Source organism: Ruegeria sp. BHSC276, assembly GCF_059612945.1.
The window spans coordinates 309,101-324,250 of the sequence record NZ_JBXWRP010000003.1 but is presented as its reverse complement, the minus strand read 5'-3'; the positions used below and the strand labels follow the sequence as shown (position 1 = coordinate 324,250).

Annotated in this window: 12 protein-coding genes and 1 riboswitch; of the genes, 3 read left to right on the top strand and 9 right to left on the bottom strand. The window is 63.0% G+C overall.

Annotated features, from left to right (window positions below; translation table 11 throughout):
* Positions 1-20: 20 nt before the first annotated feature.
* The 3 genes from glyS to AC2FMD_RS05265 are packed head-to-tail and all read right to left on the bottom strand — an operon-like array spanning position 21 to position 4,033.
* Positions 21-2,279, bottom strand: coding sequence for a glycine--tRNA ligase subunit beta (gene glyS, locus AC2FMD_RS05275; protein WP_496794769.1), 2,259 nt, complete (start codon positions 2,277-2,279; stop codon positions 21-23).
* 9 nt (positions 2,280-2,288) lie between these two features.
* Positions 2,289-3,500 carry a sodium/glutamate symporter gene (gene gltS, locus AC2FMD_RS05270; RefSeq protein ID WP_496712825.1) on the bottom strand — a complete coding sequence of 404 codons (1,212 nt, stop codon included), beginning with the start codon at positions 3,498-3,500 and terminating at the stop codon, positions 2,289-2,291.
* An 8-nt stretch (positions 3,501-3,508) separates the two neighbouring features.
* The gene (locus AC2FMD_RS05265) at positions 3,509-4,033 is read right to left on the bottom strand and encodes a DUF6446 family protein (RefSeq protein WP_496682218.1); all 525 of its coding nucleotides are present in this window, start codon (positions 4,031-4,033) and stop codon (positions 3,509-3,511) included.
* Positions 4,034-4,124: 91 nt separating this feature from the next.
* Here AC2FMD_RS05265 and AC2FMD_RS05260 point away from each other — a divergent pair, with 91 nt between their 5' ends.
* Positions 4,125-4,757, top strand: coding sequence for a MarC family protein (locus AC2FMD_RS05260; protein WP_496688844.1), 633 nt, complete (start codon positions 4,125-4,127; stop codon positions 4,755-4,757).
* 8 nt (positions 4,758-4,765) lie between these two features.
* On the opposite strand, the gene AC2FMD_RS05255 is transcribed toward AC2FMD_RS05260, so the two are convergent.
* On the bottom strand, positions 4,766-5,695 hold the full coding sequence (locus AC2FMD_RS05255) for a glycine--tRNA ligase subunit alpha (protein ID WP_496682224.1): 930 nt from the start codon (positions 5,693-5,695) through the stop codon (positions 4,766-4,768).
* A gap of 205 nt (positions 5,696-5,900) precedes the next feature.
* Between AC2FMD_RS05255 and AC2FMD_RS05250 the strand changes: the two genes are divergently transcribed.
* The gene (locus AC2FMD_RS05250; protein WP_496794768.1) at positions 5,901-7,640 is read left to right on the top strand and encodes a serine protease; all 1,740 of its coding nucleotides are present in this window, start codon (positions 5,901-5,903) and stop codon (positions 7,638-7,640) included.
* 56 nt (positions 7,641-7,696) lie between these two features.
* Here the strand turns inward: AC2FMD_RS05250 and AC2FMD_RS05245 are convergent, their stop codons facing one another.
* The 5 genes from AC2FMD_RS05245 to metZ all read right to left on the bottom strand — a co-directional run bounded on the left by AC2FMD_RS05245 (position 7,697) and on the right by metZ (position 14,185).
* Entirely contained in the window at positions 7,697-9,277 is a 1,581-nt protein-coding gene (locus AC2FMD_RS05245) for a thiamine pyrophosphate-binding protein (RefSeq protein WP_496794767.1), read from the bottom strand.
* Positions 9,277-10,725, bottom strand: a complete 1,449-nt coding sequence (locus AC2FMD_RS05240; protein ID WP_496742330.1) for a TrkH family potassium uptake protein — start codon at positions 10,723-10,725, stop codon at positions 9,277-9,279. Before AC2FMD_RS05240 ends, AC2FMD_RS05245 begins: the two co-directional genes overlap by 1 nt.
* A gap of 52 nt (positions 10,726-10,777) precedes the next feature.
* Entirely contained in the window at positions 10,778-11,422 is a 645-nt protein-coding gene (locus tag AC2FMD_RS05235; protein WP_496712804.1) for a hypothetical protein, read from the bottom strand.
* A 277-nt stretch (positions 11,423-11,699) separates the two neighbouring features.
* Positions 11,700-12,803, bottom strand: coding sequence for a GTP cyclohydrolase FolE2 (folE2, locus tag AC2FMD_RS05230; protein ID WP_496742332.1), 1,104 nt, complete (start codon positions 12,801-12,803; stop codon positions 11,700-11,702).
* Positions 12,804-12,994: 191 nt separating this feature from the next.
* The gene (gene metZ, locus AC2FMD_RS05225; protein WP_496794766.1) at positions 12,995-14,185 is read right to left on the bottom strand and encodes an O-succinylhomoserine sulfhydrylase; all 1,191 of its coding nucleotides are present in this window, start codon (positions 14,183-14,185) and stop codon (positions 12,995-12,997) included.
* A gap of 62 nt (positions 14,186-14,247) precedes the next feature.
* Positions 14,248-14,325, bottom strand: a riboswitch (SAM riboswitch).
* A gap of 112 nt (positions 14,326-14,437) precedes the next feature.
* On the opposite strand from metZ, the gene AC2FMD_RS05220 reads away from it, so the two are divergent.
* Entirely contained in the window at positions 14,438-15,136 is a 699-nt protein-coding gene (locus AC2FMD_RS05220) for a glutathione S-transferase N-terminal domain-containing protein (RefSeq protein ID WP_496794765.1), read from the top strand.
* Positions 15,137-15,150: the final 14 nt, after the last annotated feature.

Below are 15,150 nucleotides of genomic sequence, written 5' to 3'. Positions count from 1 at the left end.
CCGCGGCGCGCCCGTGGGCCTCAGCCTTCGATCTTCGTCAGGTCCGCGACGCTGGAACAGATCTGGCGGATCTGGCTGAGAAGGTTCAAGCGGTTGCGGCGCAGCACGGCATTGTCGGAATTGACCTGAACGTCCTCGAAGAATGCGTCGATTGGCCCGCGCAGCGCGGCCATCGCTGCCATCGCCGCCGGGAAATCCTCGGCCTCGAGTGCCGGCGCGATCTTGGCCTGCGCCTCCTCCAGCGCGGTGAACAGGGCCTTTTCGCTGTCGGTTTCAGCAAATTTCGGATCGGCCCCGAAGGAATATTCCACGCCGTCCTTTTCCTCGGCCTGGGTCAGGATGTTGTTGGCGCGTTTGAATCCCTGCACGAGATTCTCTCCATCCTCGGTCGCGATCACCACATTCAACGCGCGGGCGCGTTTGACCAACAGGTTGATGTCATCATTCCCGTCCATCGCGATACAGGCGTCGATCACGTCGTGGCGTATGCCTTCGTCACGCAGAAAGACCTTGAGCCGGTCGTGGACGAAGGTAAGCAAATCTTCCAGGATCACCGCATCTTCGCGAAAGCTGGAGTTCCGGTCATTCAGCGTGTCCCACAACGTACCGAGAATTCCACGCTCGGCAATCATCGACGCCAATGCCTCGATCCCCAGATCATGCAGTTTGTCGACCTCGACTCCCATGATCCGAGCGTATTCCGCGCGCTTTTCCTCGACGGTTTCACCGGCCGAGGTGTCACGCTTGAGAGCGTGCGGGAAGTAGGCCCAGACACAGGCCTCTTTCAAATCCAGCCTCAGATCGTTCTCTAGGATCAACCGGATCACCCCCAGCGCCGCGCGGCGCAGCGCGAACGGGTCTTTCGAGCCGGTGGGCTTTTCATTAATCGCCCAGAACCCGGTCAGCGTGTCCAGCTTGTCAGCCAGCGCCACGGTCATCGACAGCGGTGCCGCCGGAACATCATCCGACGGGCCCAGCGGCGAGTAATGCTCCTGCGCCACGGCGGCCACGGCGGCGTCTTCACCGGCGGACGCGATGTAATAGCGGCCCATAAGCCCCTGAAGTTCGGGGAATTCATACACCATTTCAGAACTCAGATCGGCCTTGGCCAGCCGCGCGGCCTTTTCAGCCTGATCCGGGTCGGCACCCGTCACCGGGGCCAGTTCGCGGGCCAGCGCGGCAATGCGGTCGATCCGCTGGGCCTGGGTGCCCAGCTTGTTGTGGAAGGTCACGTTCTCAAGCGCGCGGGTCCATTGCGTGATGTCTGCCTTGGCAACGCGCAGATCATTTTCCCAAAAGAATTTTGCATCGGCCAGACGGGCCGACAGCACCTTCTGGTTTCCGGCCAGAATGGTCGCGCCATTGTCGCTGGTATCGCGGTTGGCGACGGTGATGAACCGCTCGATCCGCCCCGTCTTGGGATTGCGGACCGAGAAGAATTTCTGGTGCTCTTTCATCGAGGTCTGCAGCACCTCGGGCGGCAGGTCGAGGAATTCATCGTCGATCTGCCCCATCAGCACCACCGGCCATTCGACCAGCCCGGCCACCTCGGCCAGCAGGCCCTTGTCCTCGACCACCTCCAGACCGGCAGCAAAGGCCAGGTTCTGTGCGTCGTTCCAGATGTGCTCGGCCCGTTCCTCGGGCGACAGCACGACAAAGGCGCGCTTCAGCTTTGCGGCGTAATCCTCGAACCCGGTCACGGCAAACCGGCCGGGCGCCATGAAGCGGTGGCCCTCGGTGGTGTCGCCAGCCGTGATCCCGTCGATCTCCATCGGCACGACCTGCGCACCGCTTTCATCGCTGAGGATGCACAGGATCGAATGCAGCGGGCGCACCCAACGCAGCGAGGAACTGCCCCAGCGCATCGACTTGGGCCAGGGGAAGTTGCGGATCGTGTCGGCCAAAACCTCGGCCACGATCTCGGCCGCCGGGCGACCCGATTTCTCGATGGTGGCAAAATAGACCGCGCCCTTGGGCGTCTCGCGCTCTTCCAATTGGTCGCGGCTGATCCCCGCGCCACGTAGGAAGCCTTCGATGGCCTTGTCCGGCGCGCCAACCTTGGGGCCCTTGCGCTCCTCGCGGATGGTGGGGCTTTCGGCCAGCAGCCCCTCGACCGCCAGCGTCAGGCGGCGCGGCGTGGTCAGGGCGTGGGCGTGGGCATAGGTCAGACCGGCCTCTACCAGACCGTCGGTGATCCGTTTTTTCAGATCCTCGCCGGCGCGGGTCTGCATGCGCGCGGGGATTTCCTCGGAAAACAGTTCGATCAGCAGGTCGGGCATTTTCGATCCTTAGAAATTGACGATCGTCTGGATGACGATGGCATTGGCGATATCCACGAAGAATGCGGATACAAGGGGGAGCACGATAAAGGCAATAGGCGAAGGCCCGTATCGCTTGGTTACGGCGGTCATATTGGCAATTGCGGTCGGTGTCGCGCCCAGCGCGAAGCCGCCAAACCCCGCCGCCAGCACGGCCGCGCGGTAGTTGGCGCCCATGACTGGGAACAGAACCCAGATCACGAAAGCCACTGCAAACAACGTTTGCGCCGTCATGATCACCACGATCGACAGGCCCAAATCTGCGATGGTCCACAGCTGCAGGCTCATCAGCGACATGGCCAGAAACGCGCCCAGCGCAAACTCCGAAATCAGCGCCAGCGACGGCGTGCGCGACACAGGCGCAGCGCGCGGGGCCAGCAGCGGACGCAGGTTGCCGATCACGATGCCCATGATCAGGCACGGCACGAACAACGGCAGTTTCAAACCCGCGGCCAGGATCACCTCGGACAGAGCATAGCCCGCGATGATGGCCATGTTCAGGTACAGCAGCACCCGCATCACCGTCAGGTGGTCGATCTTCGCGGCAGCGTCTGACGGCTCGTCGGGCAAGCCGATCGTGTGTTCCTCGTCCGGGCGGTTTGGCGACAAGTCGCGCCCTTCGATCAACAGACGCGCGATGGGGCCACCGACCAGCGCGGCCAGAACAAGCCCGAGGGTCGCAACGGCCACCCCCAACTCGGTCGCGCCCTCAAGCCCGGTGGCCTGCGCGACCTCGGGCGCCCAAGCGATGGCGGTGCCGTGGCCGCCGATCAGGGCGGCCGACCCGAACAGAACGCCGGACTGCGCCGGATAGCCAAAGGCCGCCGCCCCCGCCGCGCCGATCAGGTTCTGCGCCACGATCGTCAGCAGCGTGAGGATCAGCAGCAGCACCAGAGGCTTTCCGCCTGCGATCAAGTCGGACAGCCGGGCGTTCAGGCCGATCCCGGCAAAGAACAGCACCAGCAGGAAATCCCGCGTGGTCAGGTCGAACTCCAGTTCGATCCCGAACAGCAAATACAGCGCAAGAACCACCAGTGAGGCCAGCAGGCCTCCGGTCACAGGTTCGGGAATGTTGAACCGACGCAGAACCTCGGCGCGGGCGTTGATCTCGGCGCCCATCAGGTAGACTGCAAAACCCAGTGTTGCCGTTACGAAACCTGGGATATCCAAGTTGAACCCCATCCTGCCGCTCAGCTTTCCGGGCGGGGCGGACATTCCTCGCCGACCACGGTGCCGTCATAGGCCTTTTCGCCGCAGTTGTTCAGGACGTGCCAGGCAAAGCCGCGCCCGTCCTGGGTGACCGCAACCACCCGGTCCACGCCATAGTGGATATTCTTGACGCCGATGAACGCGCGGGCCGAACCGCTTGCCAGCGCCTTTCCCAACGCCTCGGCGTCGTAGCAGTCGAACCAGCCCGGTGCCGTCAGCGGCTCGGCCTTTTCGGCGGGTTCGAACTGCTGGGCCAGTTGATCCGGTGTCAGATCCGTCGTGAAACAGGCCCGGTACCGGATCGGAGAGCTGTCGGCGTCGATGGCTTGAAACCCGTCATAGGAAATGGGCACCGTCGCGCCGCTTTGCCGGTCGGTCAGAACGACATCCCGGCCGGGGGTCGGCGTGACGGTGTAGTAGTACCCGTAGACCTGCAGGTAATACATGGCCACGCCCGCCATCACCGCGCAGATCACAATGAGAATTGCCAGCAGCTTTCCGGTCATAGATCACGCCTCCTGTTCACGCAGCGTCTTTCAAGTCGTCCGAAAATGAGACAGTGTCGGAACCTGAACCTGATATCGTAAGGCTATTTGCATGGATCTGACACTGGCCACCGGATTTTTCGGCGCGCTGTTTGCGATCATGAACCCGATCACCAACCTGCCCGTTTTCCTGACCGTGACCGAGGGCCTGGACCTGGGCGACCAGCGCAAGGTTGCGGTCAAGACCGCCGTGTACTGCCTTGTTCTCGGGGGTCTTTTCGCCATCCTCGGCAATCATATTCTGGGGCTGTTCGGGATCAGCGTCAATGATCTGCGGGTCGCTGGCGGCCTGGTGGTTCTGCTGTTCGGGCTGAACATGCTGAACGGTGGCGAAACCAGCGCGCATCACGGGACGGACAGCGAAAAACAGGCCTACCCGGCGCCCGAGACTGTCGCCTTCTATCCGCTGACCTTTCCCATTCTCGTGGGGCCCGGCACCATCACCACGGTCATCCTGTTTGCCCATCATGTCAGCAACGTTGCCGATGCCATGCTTTATGCCGGGGTGTTTTTGGGCGTGACGCTGCTGTTGCTGGTCACGTTCTGGAATGCCGCGGCCCTCGGCCGGCGCCTGTCGGACAACGCCCGCGTCATCATGAGCCGTCTGATGGGCATGATCCTGTCGGCCATCGCGGTCGGCATGATCGCGGACGGCCTGAAGACCCTGCTGCCGGGATTGGCCTGAGCGGCCCATCAGGCCTGGTACCCGGCCGCCTCGGTCTGCACGAAGGCATCGGCGCATTGCTTGGCCAGCGCCCGCACCCGCCCGATATAGGCCTGCCGTTCCGTCACCGAGATCACGCCGCGCGCGTCCAGAAGGTTGAAGATGTGGCTGGCCTTGATGCACTGGTCATAGGCGGGATGCGCCATGATGATGCGCTTGCCCGTCTTGGGGTCCGCATGCTCCTGGCTCAGGATCGCAGCGCACTCGGCCTCGGCCTCTTCGAAATGGCGCAGCAGAACCTCGGTATTGGCCACGTCGAAATTCCAGCGGGCGTATTCTTCCTCGGTCTGCTTGAAGATGTCGCCATAGGTCAGCGGGATCGGCGATTGTGGATCGTTGAAGGGCATGTCCATCACGTGATCGATGCCCAGCACATACATCGCCAGCCGTTCCAGCCCATAGGTCAATTCGCCTGAGACCGGCGCGCAGTCATGGCCGCCGACCTGCTGGAAATAGGTGAACTGGCTGACTTCCATCCCGTCACACCAGACCTCCCAGCCCAGGCCCCATGCGCCCAAGGTGGGGCTTTCCCAGTCATCCTCGACAAATCGGATGTCATGCAGGTCCATGTCGATGCCGATGGCCTGAAGGCTGCCCAGATACAGCTCCTGAAGGTCCGGCGGGCTGGGTTTGATCAGCACCTGGTACTGGTAATAATGCTGCAGGCGGTTGGGGTTTTCGCCATAGCGGCCGTCGGTCGGGCGGCGCGAGGGCTGCACATAGGCCGCAGCCCAGGGCTTGGCGCCAAGTGCGCGCAATGTGGTTGCAGGGTGGAAGGTGCCGGCGCCGACCTCCATGTCGTAGGGCTGCAGGATGGCGCAGCCCTTCGAGGCCCAGTAGTTTTGAAGCCGCAGGATGATTTCCTGAAATGAACGTGGTGCGCTTGACGGTTCGGTCATGACATTCCCTTTGGGCGCGGATGTGCCCGGTTCCGGTCGGTTTGGCCCTTCCTATGCAAGGGGCCAAAGGGCGTCAACGGGCCAATGGCCGCTGGCTGTCACTGTGCCGCCACACTGGAAATTCCCCGTGGCCGGGCCATGGCTTTCGCCCTGGTGAATCGCGTAACCTGTTCCTTGACCAAGACACCGCACCAACGGGCAGAAAATGACACGTATTCTAGTTGCATTTATTTTCACGATTTCCTTCGGTCTGCGGGCCGCGATCGCTCAGCAAGGCACCGACCCCGGCGTCTGGGTGCAGATCGAGGCGCAGCCCTCGCTGCGCGAGGCGCAGGAGCGCGCCCAGGCCTATGCCAGCGATCTACCCGACGTGAACGGGTTTCGCCTGAACAGCGGCTGGTACGCCATCGTCATCGGCCCCTATCTTCGTGCAGATGCCGAACAGGTACTGCGCGTCTATCGGGCCGAGCGTCAGATCCCGTCGGACAGTTTCATCACCTTTTCCTCCGCGCTGGGACAGCAGTTCTGGCCCATCGGCGCGAATGTCCTGAACCGGGGCGCCATCACGGCCCCCGTCCAGCCCGAACCCGAACAGCCCCAGACCAGCCTGACCCAGCAACCGTCGGACGAAACCCGCGCCCAGGCTCTGCAGTCCGAACGGCGGCTGAGCGCGCAGGAGCGCAAAGACCTGCAGACCGCCCTGCAGGCCGCGGGCTTTTACAACGCCACGATCGACGGCGCATTCGGACAGGGCACCCGCCGGTCGATGGCCGACTGGCAGCGGTTCAACGGGTTCGAGCCTACCGGCGTTCTGACCACCGCACAGCGCAAGGTGCTGATGGATGACTACAACGCACCGCTCATCAGCGTTGGCATGCAGCGCCATGTCGATGACCGCGCCGGGATCTCGATGGACCTGCCGCTGGGTGTCGTGGCCTTTGACCGGTACGAGGCTCCATTCGCCCATTTCAACCCGACGGGCGATCTGGACGCCCGCGTGCTGTTGATCAGCCAAGAGGGCGACAACAACACCCTGCGTGCCCTCTACGAGGTGATGCAGTCGCTGGAAATCGTCCCCCTGAACGGCCCGCGCGAGAGCAGTCGAAACCGCTTCTCGATCGAAGGTCGGGGCAAAGGGATCGTGTCCCATACCCAGGCCGAGTTGAAGGATGGCCGGATCAAGGGTTTCACCCTGGTCTGGCCCGAGGGGGACGAGGCCCGCCGCACCCGCGTTCTGGCCGCCATGACCACCAGCTTTGCCCGGCTCGACGCGGTGCTGGAATCGTCCGCCGGTGCAACGGCCAGCCAGAGCGTCGATCTGATGTCGGGCCTGCGCATCCGCAAGCCGCGCCTGTCACGGTCGGGCTTCTTTGCCGACCCGAGCGGGCTGGTCCTGACCGTAGCCGAGGCCGTCCAGAACTGCAGCCGCATCACCCTGGATGACGATCAGGACCTGGAGTTGGCCCACAGCGACCCGGATCTTGGTGCGGCGGTGCTGCGACCGGCTCGCAATCTTGCGCCGATGGCCGTGGCGGCCCTGAACGACGCACCTCCGCGGCTGCAGTCCGAAGTAGCCGTGGCCGGGTATTCCTACGAAGGCGCGCTGGGTGCCCCGACGCTGACCTTTGGCAAGGTCGCAGACATCCGCGGGCTGAACGGCGAAACCGGCGTGACCCGCCTGAACCTTGCGGCGCAACCGGGGGACGCCGGCGGGCCGGTCTTTGACGATCACGGCAATGTCGTGGGCATGTTGCTGCCCACCCGGGCCGAAGGCCGCACCCTGCCACGCGATGTCAGCCTGGCGGCCGCCGCCGACCACCTGCATGACCTTCTGTCAAAAGCAGGTGCCACGGCCCAAACCGCGCAGGAAACCGGACAGGTCTCGCCGGACGAACTTAACCGCCGGGCAATCGGTATGACGGTCCTTGTGAATTGCTGGGACTGATCCGGGCCTTGTGAACCGACCGAGGGCGCCGCAGTTCCATGCGGCGCCTTTTGCGATCAACCGTTCAGGATTTCGGGCGTCACATATATCAGCGTGGGCCGCGGCGCCTCAAAGGCCGTCCGCACGGCATCCTGCATGTCGGACAGTGACGCAGGGGCCGTTGACAAGGCACCGAATGCCTCGGCCAGTTTGCAGAAATCGGGGTTGCGCGCCACCACGGCGCTGGGGGCGATCTGGCTGCTGACCATGCTGTCCTCGATCTCTTTCAGCTTGCCGTTGTCCCACAGGATGATCGGCAGCGACAGAGCCAGCTCTACTGCGACGCCCAGTTCCTGCATCGTGTAGTGAAAACCGTAATCCCCCGCGATCACGGCGGTCGGCTTGCCGCGCCGCGCCACCGCACCACCGATCCCCGCCGGCAGGGCATAGCCCAGGGTGCCGAACCCGGTCGGATGATGCCAGTGGTGGGGAAAGGCCATGTCCCAGACCTCTTTCGCGGCATAGGCGAACTGGGTCATGTCGGAATAGATCATCGTGTCGGCCGGCATCGCCGCGCGCAGGGCATCGGCCACGGGCACGATACCCGGGCGCTCGGCATCGACCTCGGCCCGCCAGCGCGCGCGCGCCTCGGCCACCTCGTCGGGGCTCCAGCCGGTTGCGGGCTTGGCGGCTTCGGTGGCCGCCCACAGGGCCAGCGCAAAGCTCTCGGCATCGGCCTGCAGCTTGACCGCGGCCCGGTGGCGATCCGACAGCACCTCGGGGTCAAGGTCCACCCGCACCAGAGTCGCCTTGTGGCCCAGGTCGTCGCGCCACAGATCCACCTCTCCCAACTCGGCCCCAACCGCGATAACCAGATCGGCGGACCCGATGATCTCGGCGCTGCCCGGACGCGGCAGCATGGAGCCGAAATCCAGCGCGTATCCCGTGCCGACCAGCCCCCGCCCGGCATAGGTGGTGAAACAGGCCGCGCCCAGATTGATCAGGATCTGGCGCCACAGGTTCGACCGGGCTCCGCCTCCCAAAATGAACAAAGGCCGGCGCGCGATGTTCAGCAGCGACAGTACCGGGGCGATGTCGGGCGCCAGCGCGCGCACCCGTTGCGCGTCCTGGTTGGGAAACGGCGCAGGATCGGCCTCGGCCTCGAGCCGGCCGATCGGCACCTGGATATGCTTGGGACGCGGACGCTGAAGCGCGAATTCCTCGAAGGCGCGCTCGATCAGGCCATAAACCGCTTGCGCGTCGTTGGCCTGGCACGACCAGTCGGCCACGCAGCCCGCAGCGGCGCGCTGATCCTTCATCTGGTGCAACTGGCCCCGCTGGGCTTGGGACTCGTCCAGGCACGAGGACAAAACAAGCATCGGCACCGAGTCCGTGTACCCCTGCCCCATCGGCGTCAGGATATTGCACAGGCCCGGCCCTGTGATCACATAGGCCACGCTCGGCTTGCCCGTGGCGCGTGCGTAACCGTCGGCCATGAACCCCGCGCCCTGTTCGTGCCGGGCCAGGACATGGGCAATACCTGCCTCTTCGATCCCGCGAAACATTTCCTGATTGTGCACGCCGGGGATGCCGAAGATGACCTCGACCCCCCGATCCCTGAGCATGTGGGAAATCTGCGCGCCCAGCGGTCTTTTCATCAGCCTCTCCAGAACCTTATGGTGAACAGGACATAGACGGCCATCAACTCCAGCCGCCCGGTGAGCATGCCGAAGGTCAGCAGCCACTTGGCCGTGTCGTTCAACCCGGAAAAGTTTCCGGCCGGGCCGATCTGATCGCCCAGACCGGGGCCGACATTGGCCAAAGCCGTGGCCGCGCCCGAGACGGCGGTGATGAAATCCAACCCGGTCAGGGCCAGTGCCCACGACAGCCCGCCCAGCGACAGTGCGAAGAACATGAAAAAGCTCATGACCGAGGTCAGCACGTCGCGGCTGATCGGGCGGCCGTCATATTTGGGGATGAACACCCCATGCGGTGACCGGATGCGCTGAATCTGCGCCTTGATCGAGGCAAACAGCAACTGATACCGGAACACCTTGATCGAACAGGCCGTCGAGCCCGCACACCCGCCGATCAGCCCGATCATGAAGAACATCATGATCGGAAAACTGCCCCAGGCCATGTAATCGACGCTGGCATAGCCGGTTCCGGAAATAATCGAGGTGATGTTGAACAGCGACTCGCGCACCGCCTGTTCCCAATGATGCGGAAAGACCGAGGTCAGGAAAACCGCCATAACCATCACCAGCACGGCGATCGTGGCCAGGAACACGCGGATCTGACTGTCCTCCCACAAGGAAGTGGTCCGGCCGTTCACGAATTGCACGTAGCGCACGAAGGGCAGCGCCGCGAGGATCATGAAAACGGATGCCGCATATTCTGCAGGCCCAGAAAAGGTGCCAAAAGACGCGTCATAGTTCGAAAATCCGCCGGTCGAAATCGTCGTCAGCGCATGTACCAGCGCGTCAAAGAAACTCATCCCCAGCCCGGCATAAACAAGGCCACAGACAAAGGTCAGAAAGACGTAGATCAGGGAAATCTGGCCCGCGATCTCCTGCGCGCGGGGCAGGATCTTCCCCATGGTCTCGAACCCTTCCGAGCGGAAAATCTGCATACCGCCGACCTTGAGCTCGGGCAGGAAGACCATGGCCACGACGATGATGCCGATCCCACCCAGCCATTGCAGGATTCCACGCCACAGCAGCAAACCGCGCGGCAGGTCGTCTAGCCCGGAAATGACCGTCGATCCGGTGGTGGTCAGGCCGGACATCGCCTCGAAATAGGCATCGACGAAGCGCAGCTCGGTCGCGCCGAAGATGAAGGGGATCGCGCCGAACACAGGCAGCGCGACCCAAACCGCCGTGGTCAGAAGAAAGGTCTGGCGGATCGTTAACCCCTCACCCACGCCGTTCGCGCAGCTCATTGCCAGAACGACCCCGGCCAGAATCGTGATGACGCCGCTTTCAAAGAAAACGGTCCATTCGCCACGGCCTTCGATGACGTCGGCAAGCATGGGCAGAGCCATGGTCGCCCCGAGAATGGCGACCAGCAATCCAATCACATATCCGACAGGGCGAAGATCCATCATGAGGCGCAGGGTTGGCGCGCCCGCCCGGAACTGTCAAGCAAGCGGAGAGAGATCAGTCCGTGGTTGTGACCTTTGGCTCCGGCATCGCCGGCGGCTTGGACGGCGCCCGGGTCCGGCGCGGCGCAGGATTGGCGGTCGCGGCAACCGGCTTGGTCGGGGCGGCGACCTCTGCCGGCGCGGGCACCTTGTTCGGCTGAACGTTCGATGCCGGTTTCGCGGTAACCTTTTGAGGCCGAGCCGGTTCCGAGACCGCACTTTTGGGCGCTGCGTTCCGCTCGGAAACCTTGGCCCCGGCGTCGGTTTTCGGCGCGATGGCAGGAGTCGTGGCTTTTGAAGCAGCGGCTTTCGGCGTCGCTACCACCGATGGCTTGGCCGCCTTTCGCGCGGGTGCCGGCTTCGCGGCGGGCTTCGCCTGCGCTGCGGTGGCTTTAGCTGCCAGCTTGGGCTTGGCCACTTTGGCGGCAGACTTGGGACTAGCTGCGGGTTTCGCTTTGCGAACAGGCTTCGGGGCGGGGCGCTTGGCCGGTGCGGCCGCGGTCGCCTTCGTCCCTGCACTTGGCACGCCAAACGGCGCCAAGGGCAGTTCGAATGCCGAACGAGCTACGATTTCCATAAGTTTCAACTGGCTGGCAACGGCATGGCCCGCTAGGCGCATGGCAGCGGCTTGAAGCTCAAGCTGATGGGCAATCGGATTCATTACATGTCTCTCCTGTAAATGCGAAGCAGCCGGAAACCTGAGGGGCAAAACCCTTGCCACACCGAACCATCGGGCTAACTGACGCGGGGTGCAGTCCAAGGCGATGCACGTCTCGGCTTCCTTTCGGGATGGCACACCCACCCGTGCGGATGCGCCGATGCTGCATTCACAAGAATCGTATCGCATAAATGCCGCATGTGCAGCAAAATTTGCTGCGATGCGGCGAAAAAGCGCTGAACCGACAGATCCTGCGCATTTTTTCAGCAGCTTGCGCCGATCATCCCACGTGGAACAGCGTCGAGAACAGGCGCGGGTCCAGGCTGGATGCGGCGAAAGTCGGCCCTTCGGTCAAGATCGAGACCGCGTCATGGCTGTGCAGGCTTTCCTGGTGGCTGGCGATCACGCGGAAGTCACCGATATGGTGATCGGCCAGAAGCTCAGCGCAAAACAAACGCGCGGCATCTTCGACGAAAATCGGATTGGCGGCATTCAGTTCGGCAAAGGCCTGTTCATCCTCGCGCTTGACCATCACCTGGGTTTCGGTGGGCACGGCCCGGCGGCACAAGGCGATCAGGTCCTCGAACCAAAGGCAATCGGCGTCACTGTCGACCACGACCGAGATCCGCGCCACCGACCGTTGCGAATGCGGCGTTGCCAACTGCCCCCGCACCGATCGGGCGTGTTCGCTGAGTTCCAGCGAACACGGGCATGTCGAAGAATAGACATAGTCCAGATGCATGATCTTCTGACGGACCCCGCCCTGTTCAACCAATTCCAGCGCGATGTCATAATACTGATATCCCTCCAGCCCCGACCGCAGGCTCTTGACCCGTTCGGGGTAGGAAAAGCGCATCTGCAGCCGCGCGTCGAAGCTGTCGAGATCGGTCAGGTAATCGCTCAGCGCGGCCTCCATCACCTCGAAACTGAACGTACGCTCGGAATGTTTGTAGAAGGACCGCATGATCCGGGACATGTTGATGCCCTTTTTGTCGGCCTCGAGGCTGACGGTGCCGGTGACCGAGGTCTCCAGCGTCAGGTCAGGGCCGTTCTTGCTGTGGAACCGGATCGGCAGGCGGAAATTCGAGATGCCCACATGCTGGATCTGCTGTTTGGCACCACGGATCAGGCTGGACGGACCGTTCTGAAGGTCGGGCAAGGCAGATTTGTAGGCGTCGTCGACCTTAAAGTCGTCGGGATATTCACGCGACATCGCAGGGTAGTTTTCCGGCATCAACCCAGGCACCAGGCGCGCCACCGCCGGATCAAGCTGGCTAATCTCGGCCGAGCTTGCGCCTTTTGCCCATTTCCGCAGGACCTTGAGAGCCTCGGCGGCCGCGTCCCGATCAGGTTTCTCGTCAATGTCGCGCGAATGAATGTTCATCGGCTGCATATCCTCAGTGTGTCGTCAGGTCATCTGTGACCACGGCGAAAGCCTCAGTCTAACCCAATACGGTTGAGATAGCAGCCCGGATTGAAAAAACCATCTTAAAACCGCCGCTTCCGAACGGATTGCGCCCTTGTCCCGATCTGCCTTTCGCCGATGCCGATGTGTTCACCCGCCCAATTGCGCCATTAGTCCGCAGCAGCCGACAATGCCTGTCGTATATCCGCCAGCAGATCGTCGGCATCCTCGAGCCCTACGGAAAAGCGGATCAAACCGGGCGTGATGCCCAATTCGTCTTTCTGGGCTTCGCTCAGCCGCTGGTGCGTGGTCGTCGCTGGATGGGTAGCGATGGACTTGGCGTCGCCCAGATTGTTCGAGATCACCGGGATCGTCAGCGCGTTCAGGAACCGGAAAGCCGCGTCCTTGCCCCCTTTGATGTCCAGCGACAGAACCGTACCGCCCTTACCCCCCAGCTGGCTCTGCACCAGAGCGTTTTGGGCATGAGATTTCAGACCCGGATACATGATCCGATCCAGCGACGGATGGCCTTCCAGCGCCTCGGCCAGCTTCTGCGCCGTCTCGGCCTGCGCATTGACCCGCAGCGCCAACGTTTCCAGCCCCTTGAGCATGATCCACGCGTTGAAGGGGCTCAGCGCGCCGCCGGTATGCTTCAGGTAGGGCTCCACCGTGCCGCGGATGAACTCGCGACTGCCGAGGATCACCCCGCCCAGCGCACGCCCCTGCCCGTCGATATGCTTGGTCGCCGAATAGACCACCACATCGGCACCCTGCTCGATCGCCTTGGAAAAGACCGGGGTCGAGAACACGTTGTCCACGATCACCGTGGCCCCGACCGCGTGGGCCAGCCCGGCCACGGCCTGAATGTCGATGACCTCGAGCGTCGGATTGGACATGGATTCAAAGAACACCGCCTTGGTGTCGGGCCGGATCGCCGCCTTCCACTGGTCCAGATTGGTGCCATCGACGAAAGTCACCTCGACCCCGTACCGTCCAAGGATGTTTTCCAGGATATACAGGCACGACCCGAACAGCGCCTTGGCCGAAACCACATGATCCCCGGCCTTGAGCATCGAGGTCAGCGCCCCGTTCACCGCCGCCATGCCCGAGGCGGTGGCGAAGGCGTCTTCGGCCCCTTCCAGCGCAGCGATGCGCTGCTCGAACATCGAGACGGTCGGGTTGCCATAACGGGCATAGATGAACTCATCAGGCCCGGATTCGATGAACCGCGCCTCGGCCTGTTCGGCGGTGTCATAGACGAAGCCCTGTGTCAGGAAGATCGCCTCGCTCACCTCTTTGTATTGACTGCGGCGGATTCCACCATGCACGGCCTTGGTGCGCTTGCTCCAGCTGTCGCTCATCTCGTCCCTTTCCGCCCCGGAACCCGAGGGCAAAAAAAAACCCAATCGCGGTCAAGCGAAAGGGGGCTTTCATCCTGACCTTTTAGCGGTGTTGTTTAGCGTGGCCCGCAATCCGGTAACAAATCGCCACGTGGTTCCTGCGCTGCCCATACGCCGCGCATCCCGTTGCGTCAAGCCTGAACGGGTGCGCGGCCTGCCCCTTGCCGTTTGCCGCAAATGCCTCATGATCACGCTCCGAGACACGGAGGACACATGGCGGACCCGATCGAACTTTACTACTGGCCCACGCCAAATGGCTGGAAAATCTCCATCGCGCTCGAAGAGATGGGGCTGCCCTACACCGTCAACCTGATCGACATCGGCAAGGGCGACCAGTACGACCCGAATTTCCTCAAGATCGCCCCGAACAACAAAATGCCTGGCATCATCGACCCCGACGGCCCCGACGGCGCACCGATCTCGGTTTTCGAAAGCGGCGCGATCCTGATGTATCTGGCGCGCAAGACCGGGCGGTTCTATGGGCAGACCGAGCGCCAGCGGATTGCGGTTGAGGAATGGCTGATGTGGCAGATGGGCGGCGTCGGCCCGATGGCGGGTCAGGCGCATCATTTCCTGAAATACGCCCCATATTTCGACCCGCCGCAGGACATCCCCTATGCCAAGGATCGCTACCGCACCGAGGTCGCCCGTCTTTATGGCGTGCTGGACCGGCGGCTGGCGGAGAATGAATACGTCGCCGGAGACTTCTACTCCATCGCCGACATGGCGATCTGGCCCTGGGCCAGCCTGTGGGAGGGCCAGCAGCAGACGCTGGAAGACAAACCGCACATGGCCCGGTGGCTCGAGGTCATGGCCGCCCGTCCAGGGGTGCAGGCGGGGCGGGGCTTGCACGCCGAACTGCGCGGCGATCACCGCAGCAAAGAGGCGCAGGGGGTCTTGTTCAAGAGGTGAAGCTGCTATCCGGG

Bases quoted from the DNA above. Each gene is read 5' to 3' on its own strand.
- glyS (WP_496794769.1), bottom strand. From the start codon at position 2,279: ATGCCCGACCTGCTGATCGAACTGTTTTCCGAGGAAATCCCCGCGCGC.
- gltS (WP_496712825.1), bottom strand. From the start codon at position 3,500: ATGGGGTTCAACTTGGATATCCCAGGTTTCGTAACGGCAACACTGGGT.
- AC2FMD_RS05265 (WP_496682218.1), bottom strand. From the start codon at position 4,033: ATGACCGGAAAGCTGCTGGCAATTCTCATTGTGATCTGCGCGGTGATG.
- AC2FMD_RS05260 (WP_496688844.1), top strand. From the start codon at position 4,125: ATGGATCTGACACTGGCCACCGGATTTTTCGGCGCGCTGTTTGCGATC.
- AC2FMD_RS05255 (WP_496682224.1), bottom strand. From the start codon at position 5,695: ATGACCGAACCGTCAAGCGCACCACGTTCATTTCAGGAAATCATCCTG.
- AC2FMD_RS05250 (WP_496794768.1), top strand. From the start codon at position 5,901: ATGACACGTATTCTAGTTGCATTTATTTTCACGATTTCCTTCGGTCTG.
- AC2FMD_RS05245 (WP_496794767.1), bottom strand. From the start codon at position 9,277: ATGAAAAGACCGCTGGGCGCGCAGATTTCCCACATGCTCAGGGATCGG.
- AC2FMD_RS05240 (WP_496742330.1), bottom strand. From the start codon at position 10,725: ATGATGGATCTTCGCCCTGTCGGATATGTGATTGGATTGCTGGTCGCC.
- AC2FMD_RS05235 (WP_496712804.1), bottom strand. From the start codon at position 11,422: ATGAATCCGATTGCCCATCAGCTTGAGCTTCAAGCCGCTGCCATGCGC.
- folE2 (WP_496742332.1), bottom strand. From the start codon at position 12,803: ATGAACATTCATTCGCGCGACATTGACGAGAAACCTGATCGGGACGCG.
- metZ (WP_496794766.1), bottom strand. From the start codon at position 14,185: ATGAGCGACAGCTGGAGCAAGCGCACCAAGGCCGTGCATGGTGGAATC.
- AC2FMD_RS05220 (WP_496794765.1), top strand. From the start codon at position 14,438: ATGGCGGACCCGATCGAACTTTACTACTGGCCCACGCCAAATGGCTGG.